The sequence below is a fragment of the Nigerium sp. genome (genome assembly GCF_039811905.1).
Taxonomy (GTDB): domain Bacteria; phylum Actinomycetota; class Actinomycetes; order Propionibacteriales; family Propionibacteriaceae; genus Propioniciclava.
This window is the reverse complement of record NZ_JBDHZL010000056.1, coordinates 1-17086: the sequence shown is the minus strand read 5'-3', so window position 1 is coordinate 17086 and position 17086 is coordinate 1. Positions and strand designations below refer to the sequence as shown.

The following is a 17086-nucleotide window of genomic DNA, read 5'->3' as shown; positions in this document are numbered from 1 at the left end:
CGAGAATCGGGCGCTGACCGCGGGCTCTGCCAGGATGACCGCCATGGCGAGGGGGACCACCGGACGGAACGACGCCTTCTGGTCGCTGGCGGTCGGGACCGTCGCGAACGCGGCCATGATCTACGGCGTGCTCGCCCAGGGGTGGCCGCCCGGCAACGTGTGGCTGGCGTTCTGGCTGGAGAGCATCTGCCTGGGTGTGGTGCAGTTCGTGCGGATCCGGCGGATCGAGCGGGCCGGCCGCGGCAGGAAGACGATGATGGGGTCGGTCTTCTGGGCGATGTGGTACGGGGGCTTCACCGGCGTCCAGGGGGTGTTCGTGATCATCACGGCGGTGATCACCGGCGTCCGGCCCGACCTGACGCTGTGGATCCCCGTCACGCTCGTGCTGGTGCGCACGTTCGCCGATCTCGCCGACATCATCAGCCGTCCCGCGGCCTTCCAGCCGTTCGCGCTGGTGATGCCCATCACCCGGATGATCACGCTGCACCTGGGTGTCATCGCCGGGTTCGGGGTCGCGCTGTCGCTGCTCGAGGAGGCGAGGGCGCCGTGGCGGTACCAGGGGATCTCCGTGGAGGCCGACGCGCTGCCGGTGCTGATCCTGCTCGGGCTGAAGCTGGTCGCGGAGCTGATCGTCGGCGGCGTCCTGGCGGTGGTCGTTTCGCGACACCGTTATCGCACGCGACAAGGGTGAACAGGCACCGCCTACCGGACGGGGGCGTGGTGCGCCACACTCTCCCCAAGTGGTGGAGAGGGGGCAACGATGCCGATCGTCTATCCGGTGTTTGAGCTAGTGGCTGACCCGAAACTCCCGATTGTTCGGGGGCGTCGCGATCTGCGCGCGTCCCCGCAGCAGATCTTCTGGGCGCACACCGACCCCGAGTCGTTCGCGCGCTGGTTCGGGCCGGCCGATCGCACGACCCGCATCCTGTATTGGGACGCCCGCCCCGGCGGCGGCTTTCGGTACGTCTGCTCGTGCCAGGACGATCGGGACGCCTACCGCGGCGCCTTTCACGAGGTGCGCCCCGACCGGATCGTGCAGACGTTCGCGTCGGAGTCCATGCCGGATGAGATCGCGCTCGAGACCATCCGCATCATCGACCTGCACGACGGCGTGACCCGCGTCGAGCTGGAGTCGCTCACGGCGTCCTACGCGGCCCGCGACCTGTGGCTGTCCGACGGGCGCGCCGAGGGCTACAACCAGGGCTTCGACACGCTCGAGCGCCTCGCCCTCGCGCGCATGGTCTAACGCGGGCGTTTCTACCTGACGCAATCCACATCAGAGGGTGGACTTCGTCACACGCCCTCGGCGTCAGTCGTCGGGGAACTGCGGGTCGTAGCCGGTCCGCAGGCCCACGGCGTTGCCGTCGGCGTCCACCTCGTGGCTCGTCACGAGCATCCGCTTCAGCCAGGGCGAGCCGAAGTAGGTCGCCAGCGCGCAGTCGGCGGCGTCGCGTCCGCGGGAGATGACGATGTGCCCCTTGCGCCGGGCGTTGTGGCGCGGGTCGATCGTCCACCACCGGTCGCCGAGGTACACCTCGGTGAACGCGTGGAAGTCCATCTCGGTGGGCAGCGGCGGGACGTCCATGTCGGGCAGGTAGCCCGAGATGTACCGCGCCGGGATGTTCAGGGCGCGGCACAGCGCGATGAACGTGTGGGCGAGGTCGCGGCAGATGCCGTAGCCGTTGTTGAAGGCGTCCACGGCCGTGTACCAGGACATCGTCGAGCCCGTGCGGTACTCCACGCGGTGATAGACGTAGTCGCAGATCGCCTCGACGCGCCGGTACCCGGGCTCCAGTCCGCCGAACAGCGACCAAGCGTCTCGGCTGAGGACGTCCGACTGGCAGTAGCGGCTCGGCAGCAGGAACGGCAGCGTCTCGTCGGGCAACTCGTCGATCGGCACCTGCGGCGCGTCGAAGTCCGCCTCGTCGACGGCGTCCGGCACCCGGACGACCCCCTTCCACGAGTACACGCTCTCCCCGGCCGGCATGATGAACCGCTTGCCGACGTTGCCGTACAGGTCGGTGTAGTCGCGCAACTCCATGTCGGGCGAGGTGCGCCAGCCGGCCTCCACCACATCCAGCCCGCGCAGGTCGGGCTCGATCATGACGTGGGTGGGCGTGGGCATCGGGGCGACGTGCCGGAAGCTGGCACCGATCGCGAGCAGGCGGGTGTTCATGGGGTCCTTCGCAGGGAGGGCTGATGGGCGGTCGAGAAGGAAAGATACAAGGGTGGACGCCGACGCGTCACGGCACGTTGCGGGCGATCTCGTCGAGCCAGATCTTCGCGTTCGCGTCCGACGGCATCCGCCAGTCGCCGCGCGGGCTCAGCGACCCGCCGCGCACCACCTTCGGACCGTTCGGCAGCGCCGACCGTTTGAACTGGGCGAACCCGAAGAAGCGGCTGCAGAACACCTCGAGCCACTTCTTGATCGTTGGCAGGTCGTACGCGACGCGCTCGCTCTCGGGGAAGCCGGCCGGCCAGCCGTCCTCGGACGCCTCCCCCCACGCGTGCAGCGCGTAGAAGGCGATCTTCGACGGCGTCATCCCGTGCCGCAGGATGTGGAAGAGGTTGAAGTCCTGCAGGTTGTAGGGGCCGATCCGGTCTTGCGTCGACTGGGGCTTCTCGCCCTCGGTGACGGGCACGAGTTCGGGGCTGATCTCGGTGTTGAGAATAGACTCCAGCACCTCGCCCACCTCGTCGCTGAACTGCTCCGACGAGATGACCCACCTGATCAGGTGCTGCATGAGCGTCTTCGGGACGCCGCCGTTCACGTTGTAGTGGCTCATCTGGTCGCCGACGCCGTAGGTGCACCAGCCGAGCGCGAGTTCCGACAGGTCGCCGGTGCCGAGCACGATGCCGCCCCGCTGGTTCGCGATGCGGAACAGGTAGTCGGTGCGCATGCCGGCCTGCACGTTCTCGAACGTCACGTCGTACACCGGCTCCCCGGACGCGAACGGGTGCCCCATCTGCTCCAGCATCGCCGTGCACGCCGGGCGGATGTCGAGCGTCTCGAACGTCACCCCCAGCGACTCCGACAACTGCGTCGCGTTGTTCTTCGTATGGTCCGACGTCGCGAAGCCCGGCATCGTGAACGCCAGGATGTCGCTGCGCGGGCGTCCCATCCGGTCCATCGCGCGCGCCGCGACGATCAGGGCATGGGTCGAGTCGAGGCCTCCCGACACGCCGATCACGATCTTCGGCTGCCCGATCGAGCGCAGCCGCTGCTCGAGCCCCGACACCTGGATGTTGTAGGCCTCGTAGCAGTCCTGCGCCAGCCGCTCCGGGTCGGCGGGCACGAACGGGAACCGCGCCATCGGACGCCGCAGGCCCAGGTCGCCGCCGGGGCGTCCCAGCTCGTACTCGACGGTGCGGAACTGGCCGGTCCGCTCCGAGTGGGCCCGCCGGTTGTCGTCGAACGTGCCCTGGCGCAGCCGCTCCTGGTGGAGGGTCGCGACATCCAGGTCGGCGACCGAGCGGCGCGGGCCCGTCGGGAACCGCTCCGAGGACGCCAGCCGCGACCCGTTCTCGTAGATCATCGTCTGGCCGTCCCACGCCAGGTCGGTCGACGACTCGCCCTCGCCCGCGGCCGAGTACACGTACCCGGCGAGATAGCGCGACGAGTTGGCCTGGCACAGCAGGTGCCGCTCGACCGACTTCGCGACCGTGATCGGCGACCCGGAGAGGTTGGCGATCACCGTCGCCCCCGCCAGCGCGGCCTCGGCCGCGGGCGGGATCGGCACCCACATGTCCTCGCAGATCTCGACGTTGAGCACGAAGTTCGGCACGTCGGACGCCGCGAACAGCAGGTCGGTGCCGAACGGCGCATCCTGTCCCGCGACCGCGATCTCGCCCGTGACGTCGTCACCCGCGGCGATCTGCCGCTTCTCGTAGAACTCCCGGTACGTCGGCAGGTACGACTTCGGGACGACCCCCAGCACGCGCCCGCGGTGGAGCACCACCGCGCAGTTGTAGACGCGGTGCAGGCTGCGCAGCGGGGCGCCGACGACCAGCACGGGGGACAGATCCTCCGACGCCGCGGCCAGCTCGGCCAGCGCGTCCTCCGTCGCGTCGAGCACCGTGTCCTGCAGCAGCAGATCCTCGATCGAGTAGCCGGTCAGGCAGAGCTCGGGGAACACGGCGAGCGCGACGCCCTCGGCCTGGCACTCGCGGGCCTGCTCGACGACCGCCGCGGCGTTCGCCGCCGGGTCGACCATCGTGATCGGCAGCGTGCAGGCGGCCGCCCGGACGAGGCCGTGGTCGTACAGGTTGTAGAAATCCATGAAAGCCCCCTGGCGTCGCGCGGCTGCTGGGTGGGGTCAGAGTAGCCCGAGGGCCTGCAGGTCGGTGCGCAGCTTGGTGGCTGCCGTGAAGTGCAGCGTGTGCAGCCCGACCTTCTCGGCGGCGTCCAGGTTGCGCACCGTGTCGTCGATCATGACGGTCTCGGACGCCTCGCAGCCGAATCGCTCCAGCGCCAGCCGGAAGATCGCCTCGTCGGGCTTCGCCAGCCCGACGCGGCCCGACACGACCAGGTCGTCCAGCCGCCCGAGGATCGGCGCGGCCTCTTCGGCCACGTGAAAGTTCTCCGCCGCCCAGTTCGACAGCCCGAACGTCGGGACGCCGCGCTCCAGCAGCTCGGCGATGATCTCGCTGGTGCCCGGCATGGGCCCGCTCACCGAGTCCTCGAAGTGCTCGAGGTAGGCGCGGTACGTCGGGGCGAGGTCGGGGTGGTGCTCGTCGAACTCGGCGACGGCCTGCTCGAGCGACATGCCGGCGTCGGTGCGGTGGTTGATCGCGGCGAAGGCCTCCGAATCGATGAGCGCCTTCACCTCGCTTTCGGGCACGTGCCGGGAGAAGCGGGTCGGATCCCAGTCGACGATGACGAGGGCCACATCGAAGATGACGTTCTTGATCACGGGCTTGTTCGGCCTTCCGGACGGCTGCTTTCCTCCCACCCTAGGGCCCGCGCTCGGGCGTGCGCAGCCCCTGGGCCGTGCCAGACTGCGGTGCATGCAGGTGATCGATGTGGAGACGCCGACGGGGCCGGGCCGGCTGTCGGTGTCCGCCCCCGAACAGGCGCGCGCGATGCTGGTGCTCGGGCATGGCGCCGGCGGCGGCGTCCAGGCGTTCGACCTTGTCACGCTGGCCCACGAGCTGCCCGAGCGCGGCATCGCCGTCGCCCTGTTCGAGCAGCCCTGGCGCGTCGCCGGCCGCAAGGTGGCCGGGCCCGCGGCGTCCCTCGACAAGGCCTGGCCCGCGGCCCTGGACGCCGCCGCGGCGGCCGTGCCGGGCGTCCCGTGGTTCGAGGGCGGCCGCAGCACCGGCGCCCGCGTGGCGTGCCGCTGCTTCGCCCCGCCGGCGCGGGGCGTGATCGCCCTGTCGTTCCCGCTGCACCCGCCCGGCAAGCCGGAGAAGTCCCGCATGGGCGAGCTGGCGCCCGTCGCCGGGCCCGTGCTCATGGTGCAGGGCCAGCGCGACCCGTTCGGCCGTCCGGACGAACTCCGCGCCGCCCTCGCCGCCACCCCGCAGGCGGGGGAGCGCACGGTCGTCGAGGTGCCGGGCGCGACGCATTCCTTCGGCCAACGGACCGGCGACGCGCAGGCGTCCGTCGCCCGCATCATCGTGGACGCCGTCGCCGCCTTCGTCGACGAGCGGCTGTCGGTTTGACCCGTCGCGGGCGCGGCACGTATTCTTGACTTTCGGTGCCTGGCGGGCTGGCTGTTCCGTCGCCCCGGGCGCCATCCCCGATACGGTCGGGCCGCATGGCCTGGCCGCCGCGAGTTTCGAATTCGATTCGTAGAGAGTAGGTCAGGCGTGTACGCGATCGTGCGCAGTGGCGGCCGCCAGCACAAGGTGGCCGTGGGCGACGTCTTGGAGATCGACAAGGTCGACGCTGAGGTGGGTTCCACGGTGAACCTCACCCCGTTGCTGCTGGTCGACGGCGAGGCCGTTACCTCCGAGGCGAAGAAGCTGGACAAGGTGTCCGTCACGGCCGAGGTGCTGGCCGAGACCAAGGGCCCGAAGATCCGCATCCTGAAGTACAAGAACAAGACCGGGTACAAGAAGCGCCAGGGCCACCGCCAGCGCTACACCCAGGTCAAGGTCACGGGCATCGAGAACTGAGGTAACGAGATGGCACACAAGAAGGGCGCGTCCTCGTCCCGGAACGGGCGCGATTCCAACGCGCAGCGGCTCGGCGTCAAGCGCTTCGGCGGGCAGCTCGTCAACGCGGGCGAGATCATCGTCCGGCAGCGCGGCACCCACTTCCACCCCGGCGACAACGTCGGCCGTGGCAAAGACGACACGCTGTTCGCGCTGAAGGCCGGCAAGGTCGAGTTCGGCGAGCGCCGCGGGCGTCGCGTCGTGAACATCGCCGAAGAGGTCCAGGCCGAGGCGACGGCCTGACGTTGCGCCCCGGCCGTCACGGCCGGGTATGCATGCTCCACGAGGGCAGCCCCATCAGGGGCTGCCCTCGTTTTTCGTTCGGCCGGTAGGATCACCCTGATCCGTTCCGCCGCCGTGACGAGGAGGTGCCCATGCAGCAGCCGCGTCTGCAGGTTCGCACGAAGAGCCTGATCGAGGCCGACGGGCTGAGCTTCAAAGATCTGAACGGCAACGGCCGTCTGGACGCCTACGAGGACTGGCGGCGTGCCCCGGCCGAGCGGGCCGCCGACCTGGTCGGCCGCATGACGCTCGACGAGAAGGTCGGGCTCATGCTCATCAACACCCGGTTCACCGGCTTCGCCGTGCCCGAGGGCGGCGAGACGTCGCACGGCGGCGTCCTGGACGAGCGGACGATCGAGGCCGGTACCAGCATCTTCGCGACGCGCAAGGTGCTCCCGACCACCGACACGATCGAGCGGCTGCACCTGCGCCACTTCATCCTGCGCGACAACCTGCCGCCCTCGAAGCTCGCGGCCTGGAACAACGCCATGAACGAGGTCGCGGAGGGCACCCGGTTGGGCATCCCGTGCCTGGCGGCGTCCAACTCGCGCAACGAGAACGGCGAGCTCGTCTTCGGCATGAACGACGCGGTGGGCATCTTCTCGACGTTCCCGGCGACGATGGGCATCGCGGCCGCGATCCTGGGCGACCTGGCCGAGGGTGGGGACGCGGCGCTGGCCGGCGAGTTCGCGGCGGTCGTCCGGGGGGAGTGGCTGGCCGCGGGCATCCGCAAGGGCTACATGTACATGGCCGACGTCGTCACCGACCCGCGCTGGCAGCGCATCTACGGCACGTTCGGTGAGAGCCCCGAGCTGATCGCCGACATCGTCGGGGGGCTGGTCGCCGGCCTGCAGGGCGACGAGCTCGGGCCCGACAGCATCGCGACCACCATGAAGCACTTCCCGGGCGGAGGGCCGCGCGACAACGGCTTCGACCCCCACTACCAGGAGGGCAAGTGGAACTGCTACCCGACGCCGGGCAGCTTCGAGGAGTTCCACCTGCCGCCCTTCAGGGCGGCGGTCGCGACGTCGTCGTTCATGCCCTACTACTCCGCGCCGTCGATCAGGCGGTCGGTCGTCCAGGCGGTCGACGGCCACGACATCCCGTGGGAAGAGGTGGGCTTCGCGTTCAACCACTACGTGCTGAACGACGTGCTGCGTGGGCAACTCGGCTTCGCCGGCTACGTGAACTCCGACTCGGGCGTCACCGACAACATGTGCTGGGGCGTGGAGGAGCTGAGCATCCCCGAGCGGTTCGCGAAGGCCGTCAACGCGGGCACCGACCTCATCGCCGACACCAACAACGTGGCCGACCTCAAGGCGGCCGTCGAGCACGGGTGGATCAGCGCGGGCCGCGTCGACCAGGCGTGCCGCCGGTTGCTGGAGGAGATGTTCGCGCTCGGGCTGTTCGACGAGAAGACCTACGTGGACGCCGAGGCCGCCGACGCGGTCGTCGCGGCGTCCCCGGGGTGGGAGTTGGCCGCCCGGACGCACCGGGCGTCGGTCGTGCTGCTCAAGAACGCCCGCGGCGCCCTGCCGCTGGCGTCCGGGGCGCGGGTCTACACCGAGGTCTTCCACGCCGACGCGGAGGCGGCGGCGTCCAAGACGGAGCAGGCGCGCGCGGACGCGCTGGCGGCGTCCGGGCTCGAGGTCGTCGGCGACCCGGCGGACGCCGACGCGCTCGTGCTCTTCCTCGACCCGCAGTCGGGCAGCTACTTCACGGCGACGCCCGGGCTGCTCGAGTTGACGCTGTGTGAGAACAAGCCGCTGACGGCGCTCGACGGGCCGGCCTACACCGAGACGACGCTGACCGGCGTCGAGCGGTTCCGGGCGTTGTGCCGGGCCGCCCGCGAGCGGGGGCAGAGGGTCGTGGTCAGCGTGAACGTGTCGCTGCCGTGGATCCTGGACGACGTCGAGCCCCTCGCGGACGCCGTCGTGGCCGGTTTCTCGACCTTCTACGACGCCCAGTTCGACGTGCTCACCGGGGCGTCCGCGCCCCACGGACGCCTGCCCATCACGCTGCCCGCCTCCGAGGCGGTCATCGCGGTGACCGACGGGGTGTGCGTCTCGCCGAACGACGTGCCTGGGTACGCGAAGCAGCGGTACATGCCCGCCGGCCTCACCTACGCCTACACCGACGAGGAGGGCCACCCCTGGGCCCTCGGGCACGGCCTCGACTACGGCTCCCCGAAGAATCACCACCAGAAGGACTGACCATGAAGATCGTCTGCGCTCCCGACTCGTTCAAGCACTCCATGCCGGCCTCCGTGGCCGCCGATGCGATGGCGCGGGGGGTGAAGGCGGTGTGGGCGGACGCGGACGTCGTCACCGTCCCGATGTCCGACGGCGGGGAGGGCTTCACCGACGCCATCGCGGGCGGGCTGAACGCCGAGGTGCGCGAGGTCGGCGTCCACGACGCGCTGGGGCGTCCGCGGGCCGGGGCCCTGGCCGTCGCGGGCGACCTCGCCGCGTTCGAGATGGCGACCGCGGCCGGGCTGGAGCACATCGCCGACGACGAGAAGGACATCATGCACGCCGACACCCACGGCGTCGGCGAGCTGGTGCTCGCGGCCCTCGACGCCGGGGCGACCCACCTCGTGATCGGCATCGGCGGGTCGGCGACCAACGACGGCGGCGCGGGGATGCTCGCGGCCCTGGGCGCGCGGTTCCTCGACGAATCGGGAGCCGAGGTCGCCCCGAATCCTGCGGGTCTGGCCGACGTTGTGCGGGTCGACACGGACGCGCTCGACCCGCGCCTGGGCGACATCACGGTCGAGGTCGCCTGCGACGTCGGCAACCCCCTGCTCGGTGAGCGAGGGGCGTCCGCGGTGTTCGGGCCGCAGAAGGGGGCGTCCGGCGAGCAGGTGGGCGAGCTCGACGGCATCCTCGCCCGGCTCGTCGACGTCACCGGCCAGCAGGACGCCGCCGCCCAGCCCGGCTCGGGCGCGGCCGGCGGGCTCGGGTTCGCGCTGCGGGCGTTCCTCGGGGCGACCCTGCTGCCCGGCGTCGACCTGGTCGCGCGCACGGTCGGGCTCGCGGACGCCGTCGCCGGGGCCGACCTGGTGCTCACCGGCGAGGGCTCGGTCGATGCGCAGACGCTGTCGGGCAAGGCGCCGGCGGGCGTGGCGCAGGTCGCGCGGGAGGCGTCCGTGCCGGTCGTGATCTTCGGCGGGCGCGTCGCGCCCGACGCGGACGCTCTGCTGGACGCCGGCGTCGAGGCGATCGTCGCCGTGACGCCGGAGGGGACGCCGCTGGCCGAGGCCCTGAAGGCGGGGGAGGCGAACCTGGAGGCGGCGACGACCGGGTTCCTGCGGAAGCGCCGCGGGGGCGCCCGTGGCTAGGCTCGACTCCTGGCTGTGGGCGGTGCGGGTCTACAAGACCCGGTCGGCCGCGACCGCGGGCGTCAAGGGCGGGCACGTCCGGGTGAACGGGCTGCCGGCCAAGCCGGCGTCCGAGGTGCACGCGGGCGACGAGATCCGCGTCCGGCGGGACTCGGACGAGCGCATCGTCGAGGTGGTGGACGCCTCCCTCGTCAAGCGCGTGGGGGCGTCCGTCGCGCAGACGGCGTACGTCGACCACACCCCGGCGAAGCCGCCGCCGATCCCCGAGATGGCGGGGCGGGTGGCCGTCCGCGACCGGGGCGCGGGGCGTCCGACGAAGAAGGAGCGCCGGGCGCTCGACCGCTTCCGCGGCCGCTGAGCGGCGCTGGGACGGTCGCCGGGGCCTGCGGACGGCCGCCGGAGGTCCGCGCATGGGCCAGGGCGACCGCGGGCCCGCTCACGCGCGAGGCGCGCGCCGGGGGCGTCCGTGGGCCCCGATAGACTGCACCGCATGGCCATTCCGTCTTTCGTCGACCAAGCGAAGCTCTTCGTCGCGGGCGGCAACGGCGGCCACGGCTGCGCGTCGGTGCATCGCGAGAAGTTCAAGCCGCTCGGCGGCCCCGACGGGGGCAACGGCGGCAACGGCGGGTCGGTCGTGCTGCGCGTCGATCCCGGGCTCACCACGCTGGTCGACTACCACCGGCAGTCCCGCCGGCGGGCCACGAACGGCCAGCCGGGCATGGGGGACAATCGGGCCGGCTCGAACGGCGACGACGTGGTGCTGGCGGTGCCCGACGGCACGATCGTCCGCGACGCCGATACCGGGGAGACGCTGGCCGACCTCGTCGGGGCCGGCTCCGAGGTGATCGTCGCGGCCGGTGGCCGTGGTGGGCTCGGCAACGCGGCCCTGGCGTCCTCCACGCGCAAGGCCCCCGGCTTCGCCCTGCTGGGCGAGGAGGGCGAGCAGCGGACGATCGAGCTCGAGCTGAAGGTGCTCGCCGACGTCGGCCTCGTCGGCTTCCCGAGCGCCGGGAAGAGCTCGTTGATCGCGGCGATCAGCCGCGCGCGTCCGAAGATCGCCGACTACCCCTTCACGACCCTCGTGCCGAACCTCGGCGTCGTCGTGGCGGGCGCGGTGACGTACACGGTCGCCGACGTGCCGGGGCTGATCGAGGGGGCGTCCGAGGGGCGCGGCCTCGGCTTCGACTTCCTGCGGCACATCGAGCGTTGCCAGGCGATCGTCCACGTGATCGACTGCGCGACCTACGAGCCCGGCCGCGACCCGGTCACCGACCTCGCGGTCATCGAGGGCGAGCTGGACGCCCACGGCGGCCTGGAGGATCGGCCGCGGCTGGTCGTGCTCAACAAGATCGACGTCCCCGACGCCCGCGAGCTCGCCGACCTCGTCGCGCCCGAACTCGAGCAGGCGGGCCACCGGGTGTTCCGCGTGTCGACCCTGAGCGGGGAGGGGCTGAACGCCCTCACGTTCGCGATGGCCGACCTCGTGGCGCGGCGCCGGGCCGAGGCGCCGCCCGCCGAGCCGGCGCGCATCGTCATCCGCCCTGCGCCGGTGGCCGCGGGGGCCGGCGGGCCCGAGTTCACCGTCCGGCGCATGGGCGACGGCGAGGGCGGCTTCGTCTGGCGCGTCGAGGGCGCCAAGCCCGAGCGCTGGGTGCGGCAGACCGACTTCTCGAACCCCGAGGCGGTCGGCTACCTCGCCGACCGGTTCACCCGGCTCGGCATCGAAGACGAGCTGCTCACCCTGGGGGCCGAGCCCGGGGACGCGGTGGCCATCGGCGCGGGCGCCAACCCCGTGGTGTTCGACTTCGCGCCGCAGGTGCAGTCGGGGGCCGAGATCCTTGCCCGCCGCGGCGACGACGAGCGCCTCCACACCGAGCGCGACTCGGTCATCCGGCGGCGTCAGTTGGACGCCGATTACCACGCCCGCAAGGCCGCCGAGCGCGAGGAGCAGGCATGACGCGCCGGAGGGTCGGCCGCGCCGAGCGCGTCGTCGTCAAGGTGGGGTCGTCGTCGCTGACGGACCGCAACGGCGCCCTCGACGACGCTCACCTCGCCAAGCTGGTGGACGCCCTCGCCGCGGTCCGCGGCGAGGGGCGCGACGTCGTGCTCGTGTCCTCGGGCGCGATCGCCGCGGGTCTCGCGCCGCTCGGCATGGACCGGCGTCCGCGTGACCTGGCCAGCCAGCAGGCCGCGGCGTCCGTGGGGCAGGGGCTGCTGCTGGCCCGCTACACCTCTCTGTTCGGGGCGCACGGGCTGCGCGTGGGCCAGGTCCTGCTGACCGTGGACGACGTGACGCGGCAGTCCAGTTACACGAACGCCCTGCGGACGTTGAACCGCCTGCTGGCCTGGGGCATCGTGCCGGTCATCAACGAGAACGACACGGTCGCGACCCACGAGATCCACTTCGGCGACAACGACCGGCTGGCCGCGCTGGTCGCGCAGCTCGTCCGGGCGGACGCCCTCGTGCTGCTCAGCGACGTGGACGCCCTCTACACGGCCCACCCGAGCAGCCCCGGCGCCCGCCGCATCGACCAGGTGCGCGACCTCGACGAGCTCGACGTCGACACGAGCCGGCGCGGGTCGAACGTCGGCACGGGCGGCATGACGACGAAGCTGGAGGCCGTGCGCATCGCGACGCAGTCCGGCGTCGACGTGGTGCTCGGCAGCGCCGACGACGTGGCGGGTGCGCTGGAGGGCCTGCCGGTCGGCACGTACTTCCCGGCGTCCGGGAAGCGGCGTCCGCGCAAGCTGCTCTGGCTCGGGTACGCGTCCGAGGTCGCGGGCGAGCTCGTGCTCGACGACGGGGCCGTGGCCGCGGTGGTCGAGCGGAAGGCGTCCCTGCTGCCCGCGGGCGTGACCGGCGTGCGGGGGGAGTTTCATGCGGGGGACGTCGTCCGGCTGGTCGACCAGCACGGAGACCCGGTCGCCCGCGGGCTGGTGAACTACGACGCCGCGGACCTGCCTCGCATGCTGGGGCGCTCGACGCACGACCTCGTGCGCGACCTGGGCCCGGCGTACGAGCGGGAGGTCGTCCATCGCGACGGGCTGATCGTGCGGCGCCGGCGCAAGGCCGTCGCGCACCACTGAGGCGTCCTGCTCAGGGGACGCCCACGGCGTCCGGCGTCAGGGCTGGGCCGGCACGGCGTAGAGGACGAACGAGTACTTCGTGTTGCTGTCGACGGTGATCTTCAGCCGGTTCGGCGGGTTCGCCGGGTCGAACGCGGCGGTCGTGTAGCCGTGCAGGCCGCCCCAATAGCCGCACGAGTCGGCCCAGCTCGCGCCGAGCGACGTGCCGTCGCGCAGCACCTCCATGCGGTAGGAGGCCGGCGCGGTGCAGGCGATGCTCATGTAGATGCGGCCGGTGTTCGCCGGGACGCGGACCGCGAGGTCGACGCTGCCGGAGGACGCCCCCGACAGCACCTCGTCGCCGACGTTCACCGTCGCCGGGAGCCAGTCGCGGTGCCGCTTGAGGAACCCGCCGATGCCGCCGGTCTCGGGGCTGGCGAACGCCGCCTCCAGGCTGTCGGGGTCGGTGGTCGGCGACGGCGACGCCGTCGGGCTGGGGGTCGCGGTCTGCGCGCCGAGCCCGTCGGGCGCCCCGGCCGCCGGCGGCGACGGCTGGAGCGGTCCGGCCGAAATGACCGGCGGGGTGATGGGCTGGGTGCACCCGGAGAATAGGGCCGTCAGCCCGACGACGAGCACGCCGACGGCGCGACGACGGTTGTTCATGAGCTTCCCCTCAGGTGGTGGCCCCAGGCTAGCCCGCGGCATGTGCGGCCGTCAGTAGCGCCGCGCACACAGGCCGGCATCCTCCGTCGTGATCGGGCGCCGGCAGGCCCGTTCCGCACCGGTAGGATCGCTCGACATGAGCTTCACCGAGCAAGCAACCCACGCGCGCGCCGCCGCGCGCGTGCTCGCGACGGCGTCCCGCGCGACCAAGGACGCCGCCCTCCACGCGATGGCCGACGCGCTCGCCGCGGCCGAACCGGCGGTGCTCACCGCCAACGACACCGACGTCGATACCGCCCGCGACAAGGGCACCCCCGAGGCGATCATCGACCGGCTGCGCCTCACCCCGGCCCGGGTGGCCGGCATGGTGGAGGGGCTCCGGGCCCTGGCGGGGCTGCCCGACCCCGTCGGCGACGTGGTCCGGGGGTGGACGCTGGCGAACGGCGTCCAGGTGCGGCAGGTGCGCGTGCCGTTCGGGGTCGTGGGCATCATCTACGAGGCCCGGCCGAACGTGACGGCCGACGCCGGAGGCATCGCCTTGAAGTCCGGCAACGCGGCGCTGCTGCGCGGCTCGTCGTCGGCGCTGCAGTCGAACCGCGCGGTCGTCGCGGCGCTCGGCGACGGGCTGGAGGCGTCCGGGCTGCCGCGGGAGGCGGTCCAACTGGTCGAGGGCGGCCACGAGACCACGGCGGAGATGATGGCCGCGCGCGGACTCATCGACGTCCTGATCCCGCGCGGCGGCGCGGGCCTGATCAACGCCGTCGTCGAGGGGGCGAAGGTGCCCGTCATCGAGACCGGCACCGGCAACTGCCACGTGTTCGTCGACGCGTCTGCCGACCAGCAGATCGCCCTCGACATCCTCATCAACGCGAAGACCCAGCGCCCCAGCGTCTGCAACGCGTGCGAGACCCTGCTCGTCCACGCGGACGCCGCCCCCACCTTCCTGCCGCGCGCGCTCGCCGCGCTCGCGGACGCCGGCGTGACCGTCCACGGCACGCCCGAGGTGGCGGCCTTCGGCGAGGGCGTCGTGCCGGCCGGGCCCGACGAGTTCGACGGGGAGTACCTGTCGCTCGATCTTGCGGCCGCCGTCGTGCCCGACCTGGACGCGGCGATCGCCCACATCCGCGAGCACACGACCGGGCACTCGGAGACCATCGTCACGCGCGACCTCGGCTCGGCGGAGCGGTTCGTCGCCGAGGTGGACGCGGCGGCAGTCCTGGTGAACGCGTCCAGCCGGTTCGTGGACGGCGGCGAGTTCGGCTTCGGCGCCGAGATCGGCATCTCGACGCAGAAACTGCACGCCCGCGGCCCGATGGCGCTGCCCGAGATGACGTCGACCAAGTACGTGCTGACGGGGACGGGTCAGGTCCGCGGCTGAAGGGTCCCCAGGAGGGGTGGGAGCCGTTATGCTCTCGCCCATGAATTTCCTCCTTGAGAGCGCGAACCACGTGCCGGTCAACATCGCCATCGGCGTGTGCGTGTTCGTCGGGCTGCTGCTGGCGCTCGGCGTGGTCCGGGGCGTCGGCCAGAGCCACCCGCACAGCTGATCGTGGTCACCACCACCGGGCTTGCCCACAGCGACGGCGGCAGGCCCTGGCGCTTGGGAGTCATGGGCGGCACGTTCGACCCGATCCACCACGGCCACCTCGTGGCCGCGAGCGAAGTCCAGGCGCGCTTCGGGCTCGACGAGGTCGTCTTCGTCCCGACGGGGCAGCCGTGGCAGAAGGCGCACAAGAAGGTGTCGCCCGCCGAGGATCGGTACCTGATGACGGTCATCGCAACGGCGTCCAACCCGCGGTTCAGCGTCAGCCGGGTGGATGTCGACCGTCCCGGGGACACGTACACCGTCGACACGCTCCGCGATCTGCACGCCGAGCGGGGGCCGCACACGCAGCTGTTCTTCATCACAGGCGCGGACGCCTTGCGCTCGATCCTCACGTGGCGGGGCGCCGACGAGCTGTTCGGGCTCGCCCACTTCGTGGGGGTCTCGCGCCCGGGGGTGCAGTTGGGGCAAGACGACGTGTCCCATCTGCCCGCCGACAAGGTCACGCTGCTGGAGGTTCCGGCCATGGCGATCTCGTCGACGGCCTGCCGCGAGCGGCGCGCCGAGCACCTGCCGATCTGGTACTTGGTGCCGGACGGTATCGTCCAGTACATCCAAAAGCGCGGCCTGTACCGCGACCCGGCGGCCGCACCCCAGGCGTCCCCCGGTAGCGCGCAGCCGCCGCTGTCGTCGGGCGAGCCGGCGGCCTCACGTCCCGTTCCCCAGCACAAGGAGTCCCATGACGGCCACTGACCGAGCCCTCGACCTGACCCGGATCGCCGCGCAGGCGGCGTCCGACAAGCTGGGGGAGGACATCGTCGCCTACGACGTGTCCGAGCGGTTGGCCATCACCGACGTCTTCCTCATCGTGACCGCGAAGAACGAGCGGCAGGTGAGCGCCGTCGTCGACGGCATCGAGGAGCGCCTGCTGCGCGACGGCGTGAAGCCGACGCGGCGCGAGGGCGACCGGGAGGCGCGGTGGGTGCTGTTGGACTACCTTGACGTGGTCGTCCATGTGCAGCACGCCGAGGAGCGCGCGCTGTACGCCCTCGAGCGGCTGTGGCGCGACTGCCCGCAGGTGGAGTTGAACCTCGATTCCGTGCCGGCGGAGGGCGTCGCTACGCTGGGCGAGTGAGCCCCACGCGCCTCGTCCTCGTCCGCCACGGCCAGACCGACTGGAACCTCACCGCCCGCTTTCAAGGGCAGGCGGATGTCGGGCTGAACGACACCGGCGTCCAGCAGGCCCAGCGGGCCGCGCCGCACGTGGCCGCGTTCGGCCCGACGGCGGTGCTCAGTTCGCCGCTGCAGCGGGCGTCGCTGACGGCGCAGTACATCGCGGACGCCTGCGGCATCGACGTCGTCCAGACGGACCCGCGGCTCGAGGAGATCAACGTCGGCACCTGGGCGGGGGAGTCCCTCACCGACATCCGGCAGCAGCATCCCTGGATGGACGAGGCGCTGCGCCAGGGCCGCGACTTCCGCCGGTCGGACACCGGTGAGACGGGCGCCGAGCTGGCCGAGCGCGTCGGGGCGTCGCTGCGCGACATCGCGGACGCCTTCGCCGGCCAGACCGTCGCCGTGGTCAGCCACGGCATGGCGCTGCGCTACGGGATGCTGGCGGTGCTCGGGTGGGATTCGTCGATCGCCGTCGGGCTGGCGGGGTTGTTCAACGCGTCGTGGTCGGTCATCGAGCACCGGGAGCTGTGGAAGCTCGTCACCTACAACAACGTCGCCCCCGAGGCCGACAACCCGACGCTGCCGAGCCTGAGTAGCCCGTAGGCGTCCGGGGGCGATGGGGACGCCTGGGGCGGGCGTCCGGGGGGCCGGCGATTTCGCATCGGCACGTCCGATGGGTTAGTATCTCTGTCTGTTCGCAAGAACGAATCTGGGGCTATGGCGCAGTTGGTAGCGCGCTTCCATGGCATGGAAGAGGCCAGGGGTTCGAATCCCCTTAGCTCCACCGCACGCACAAGGCTCGAACCCTTGCCAACGGAAACGTTTGTTGAGGTTCGGGCCTTGTGTTTGTCTGCGGC

18 protein-coding genes, 1 tRNA gene and 1 pseudogene are annotated in these 17086 nt (G+C 71.8%); 16 read left to right on the top strand and 4 right to left on the bottom strand.

The annotated features are described in order from the left end of the window. Positions 1 to 43: 43 nt before the first annotated feature. On the top strand, positions 44 to 691 hold the full coding sequence (locus WMJ97_RS10110; protein ID WP_347348865.1) for a DUF6498-containing protein: 648 nt from the start codon (positions 44 to 46) through the stop codon (positions 689 to 691). Positions 692 to 760: 69 nt separating this feature from the next. Continuing rightward, positions 761 to 1246 (top strand): SRPBCC domain-containing protein, encoded by a 486-nt coding sequence (locus tag WMJ97_RS10105; RefSeq protein WP_347348864.1) that lies wholly within the window; start codon positions 761 to 763, stop codon positions 1244 to 1246. A gap of 63 nt (positions 1247 to 1309) precedes the next feature. On the opposite strand, the gene WMJ97_RS10100 is transcribed toward WMJ97_RS10105, so the two are convergent. The 3 genes from WMJ97_RS10100 to WMJ97_RS10090 all read right to left on the bottom strand — a co-directional run bounded on the left by WMJ97_RS10100 (position 1310) and on the right by WMJ97_RS10090 (position 4913). Next, positions 1310 to 2176, bottom strand: a complete 867-nt coding sequence (locus tag WMJ97_RS10100) for a transglutaminase family protein (RefSeq protein WP_347348863.1) — start codon at positions 2174 to 2176, stop codon at positions 1310 to 1312. A gap of 67 nt (positions 2177 to 2243) precedes the next feature. Continuing rightward, positions 2244 to 4280, bottom strand: a complete 2037-nt coding sequence (locus WMJ97_RS10095; RefSeq protein WP_347348862.1) for an NAD(+) synthase — start codon at positions 4278 to 4280, stop codon at positions 2244 to 2246. Between the two features lie 36 nt (positions 4281 to 4316). Then, positions 4317 to 4913, bottom strand: a complete 597-nt coding sequence (locus WMJ97_RS10090) for an HAD family phosphatase (RefSeq protein ID WP_347348861.1) — start codon at positions 4911 to 4913, stop codon at positions 4317 to 4319. Positions 4914 to 5007: 94 nt separating this feature from the next. Here WMJ97_RS10090 and WMJ97_RS10085 point away from each other — a divergent pair, with 94 nt between their 5' ends. The 8 genes and pseudogenes from WMJ97_RS10085 (at position 5008) to proB (ending at position 12868) form a co-directional block, all read left to right on the top strand. Continuing rightward, a complete protein-coding gene (locus tag WMJ97_RS10085; RefSeq protein WP_347348860.1) occupies positions 5008 to 5664 on the top strand; it encodes an alpha/beta family hydrolase in 657 nt (218 codons plus the stop codon). 147 nt (positions 5665 to 5811) lie between these two features. Then, on the top strand, positions 5812 to 6120 hold the full coding sequence (gene rplU / locus WMJ97_RS10080; RefSeq protein ID WP_347348859.1) for a 50S ribosomal protein L21: 309 nt from the start codon (positions 5812 to 5814) through the stop codon (positions 6118 to 6120). A gap of 9 nt (positions 6121 to 6129) precedes the next feature. Then, positions 6130 to 6402, top strand: coding sequence for a 50S ribosomal protein L27 (gene rpmA, locus WMJ97_RS10075; protein WP_347348858.1), 273 nt, complete (start codon positions 6130 to 6132; stop codon positions 6400 to 6402). Between the two features lie 131 nt (positions 6403 to 6533). Continuing rightward, positions 6534 to 8654: a glycoside hydrolase family 3 N-terminal domain-containing protein gene (locus WMJ97_RS10070; protein WP_347348857.1), complete on the top strand. Its 2121-nt coding sequence runs from the start codon at positions 6534 to 6536 to the stop codon at positions 8652 to 8654. Positions 8655 to 8656: 2 nt separating this feature from the next. Beyond that, entirely contained in the window at positions 8657 to 9781 is a 1125-nt protein-coding gene (locus WMJ97_RS10065; protein ID WP_347348856.1) for a glycerate kinase, read from the top strand. Then, positions 9774 to 10139: an RNA-binding S4 domain-containing protein gene (locus WMJ97_RS10060; protein WP_347348855.1), complete on the top strand. Its 366-nt coding sequence runs from the start codon at positions 9774 to 9776 to the stop codon at positions 10137 to 10139. Before WMJ97_RS10065 ends, WMJ97_RS10060 begins: the two co-directional genes overlap by 8 nt. Positions 10140 to 10271: 132 nt before the next feature. Next, positions 10272 to 11702: pseudogene (obgE, locus tag WMJ97_RS10055) on the top strand (GTPase ObgE); the annotation flags it as partial. Positions 11703 to 11734: 32 nt separating this feature from the next. Beyond that, a complete protein-coding gene (proB, locus tag WMJ97_RS10050; protein ID WP_347348854.1) occupies positions 11735 to 12868 on the top strand; it encodes a glutamate 5-kinase in 1134 nt (377 codons plus the stop codon). A 36-nt stretch (positions 12869 to 12904) separates the two neighbouring features. Here proB and WMJ97_RS10045 read toward each other — a convergent pair whose 3' ends face one another. Beyond that, positions 12905 to 13510, bottom strand: a complete 606-nt coding sequence (locus tag WMJ97_RS10045; RefSeq protein WP_347348853.1) for a hypothetical protein — start codon at positions 13508 to 13510, stop codon at positions 12905 to 12907. Between the two features lie 136 nt (positions 13511 to 13646). On the opposite strand from WMJ97_RS10045, the gene WMJ97_RS10040 reads away from it, so the two are divergent. The 6 genes from WMJ97_RS10040 to WMJ97_RS10015 all read left to right on the top strand — a co-directional run bounded on the left by WMJ97_RS10040 (position 13647) and on the right by WMJ97_RS10015 (position 17013). Continuing rightward, the gene (locus WMJ97_RS10040; protein ID WP_347348852.1) at positions 13647 to 14888 is read left to right on the top strand and encodes a glutamate-5-semialdehyde dehydrogenase; all 1242 of its coding nucleotides are present in this window, start codon (positions 13647 to 13649) and stop codon (positions 14886 to 14888) included. 40 nt (positions 14889 to 14928) lie between these two features. After that, positions 14929 to 15057: a hypothetical protein gene (locus WMJ97_RS10035; RefSeq protein WP_347348851.1), complete on the top strand. Its 129-nt coding sequence runs from the start codon at positions 14929 to 14931 to the stop codon at positions 15055 to 15057. Further along, complete coding sequence (nadD, locus tag WMJ97_RS10030; protein ID WP_347348866.1) at positions 15057 to 15806, top strand: nicotinate-nucleotide adenylyltransferase; 750 nt, start codon at positions 15057 to 15059, stop codon at positions 15804 to 15806. The genes WMJ97_RS10035 and nadD overlap by 1 nt, the downstream gene beginning before the upstream one ends. Continuing rightward, the gene (gene rsfS / locus WMJ97_RS10025) at positions 15793 to 16188 is read left to right on the top strand and encodes a ribosome silencing factor (protein ID WP_347348850.1); all 396 of its coding nucleotides are present in this window, start codon (positions 15793 to 15795) and stop codon (positions 16186 to 16188) included. Before nadD ends, rsfS begins: the two co-directional genes overlap by 14 nt. Further along, positions 16185 to 16832, top strand: coding sequence for a histidine phosphatase family protein (locus tag WMJ97_RS10020; protein ID WP_347348849.1), 648 nt, complete (start codon positions 16185 to 16187; stop codon positions 16830 to 16832). The genes rsfS and WMJ97_RS10020 overlap by 4 nt, the downstream gene beginning before the upstream one ends. A gap of 108 nt (positions 16833 to 16940) precedes the next feature. Then, positions 16941 to 17013: transfer RNA gene (locus WMJ97_RS10015), tRNA-Ala, on the top strand. The last annotated feature ends 73 nt before the right edge of the window (positions 17014 to 17086 follow it).

What these genes read in the sequence shown, in the direction of transcription:
- rpmA (WP_347348858.1), top strand. Translation starts at nt 6,130, where the DNA reads ATGGCACACAAGAAGGGCGCGTCCTCGTCCCGGAACGGGCGCGATTCC.
- WMJ97_RS10085 (WP_347348860.1), top strand. Translation starts at nt 5,008, where the DNA reads ATGCAGGTGATCGATGTGGAGACGCCGACGGGGCCGGGCCGGCTGTCG.
- WMJ97_RS10065 (WP_347348856.1), top strand. Translation starts at nt 8,657, where the DNA reads ATGAAGATCGTCTGCGCTCCCGACTCGTTCAAGCACTCCATGCCGGCC.
- proB (WP_347348854.1), top strand. Translation starts at nt 11,735, where the DNA reads ATGACGCGCCGGAGGGTCGGCCGCGCCGAGCGCGTCGTCGTCAAGGTG.
- WMJ97_RS10100 (WP_347348863.1), bottom strand. Translation starts at nt 2,176, where the DNA reads ATGAACACCCGCCTGCTCGCGATCGGTGCCAGCTTCCGGCACGTCGCC.
- WMJ97_RS10045 (WP_347348853.1), bottom strand. Translation starts at nt 13,510, where the DNA reads ATGAACAACCGTCGTCGCGCCGTCGGCGTGCTCGTCGTCGGGCTGACG.
- WMJ97_RS10040 (WP_347348852.1), top strand. Translation starts at nt 13,647, where the DNA reads ATGAGCTTCACCGAGCAAGCAACCCACGCGCGCGCCGCCGCGCGCGTG.
- rsfS (WP_347348850.1), top strand. Translation starts at nt 15,793, where the DNA reads ATGACGGCCACTGACCGAGCCCTCGACCTGACCCGGATCGCCGCGCAG.
- WMJ97_RS10095 (WP_347348862.1), bottom strand. Translation starts at nt 4,280, where the DNA reads ATGGATTTCTACAACCTGTACGACCACGGCCTCGTCCGGGCGGCCGCC.
- WMJ97_RS10110 (WP_347348865.1), top strand. Translation starts at nt 44, where the DNA reads ATGGCGAGGGGGACCACCGGACGGAACGACGCCTTCTGGTCGCTGGCG.
- WMJ97_RS10105 (WP_347348864.1), top strand. Translation starts at nt 761, where the DNA reads ATGCCGATCGTCTATCCGGTGTTTGAGCTAGTGGCTGACCCGAAACTC.
- WMJ97_RS10070 (WP_347348857.1), top strand. Translation starts at nt 6,534, where the DNA reads ATGCAGCAGCCGCGTCTGCAGGTTCGCACGAAGAGCCTGATCGAGGCC.
- WMJ97_RS10035 (WP_347348851.1), top strand. Translation starts at nt 14,929, where the DNA reads ATGAATTTCCTCCTTGAGAGCGCGAACCACGTGCCGGTCAACATCGCC.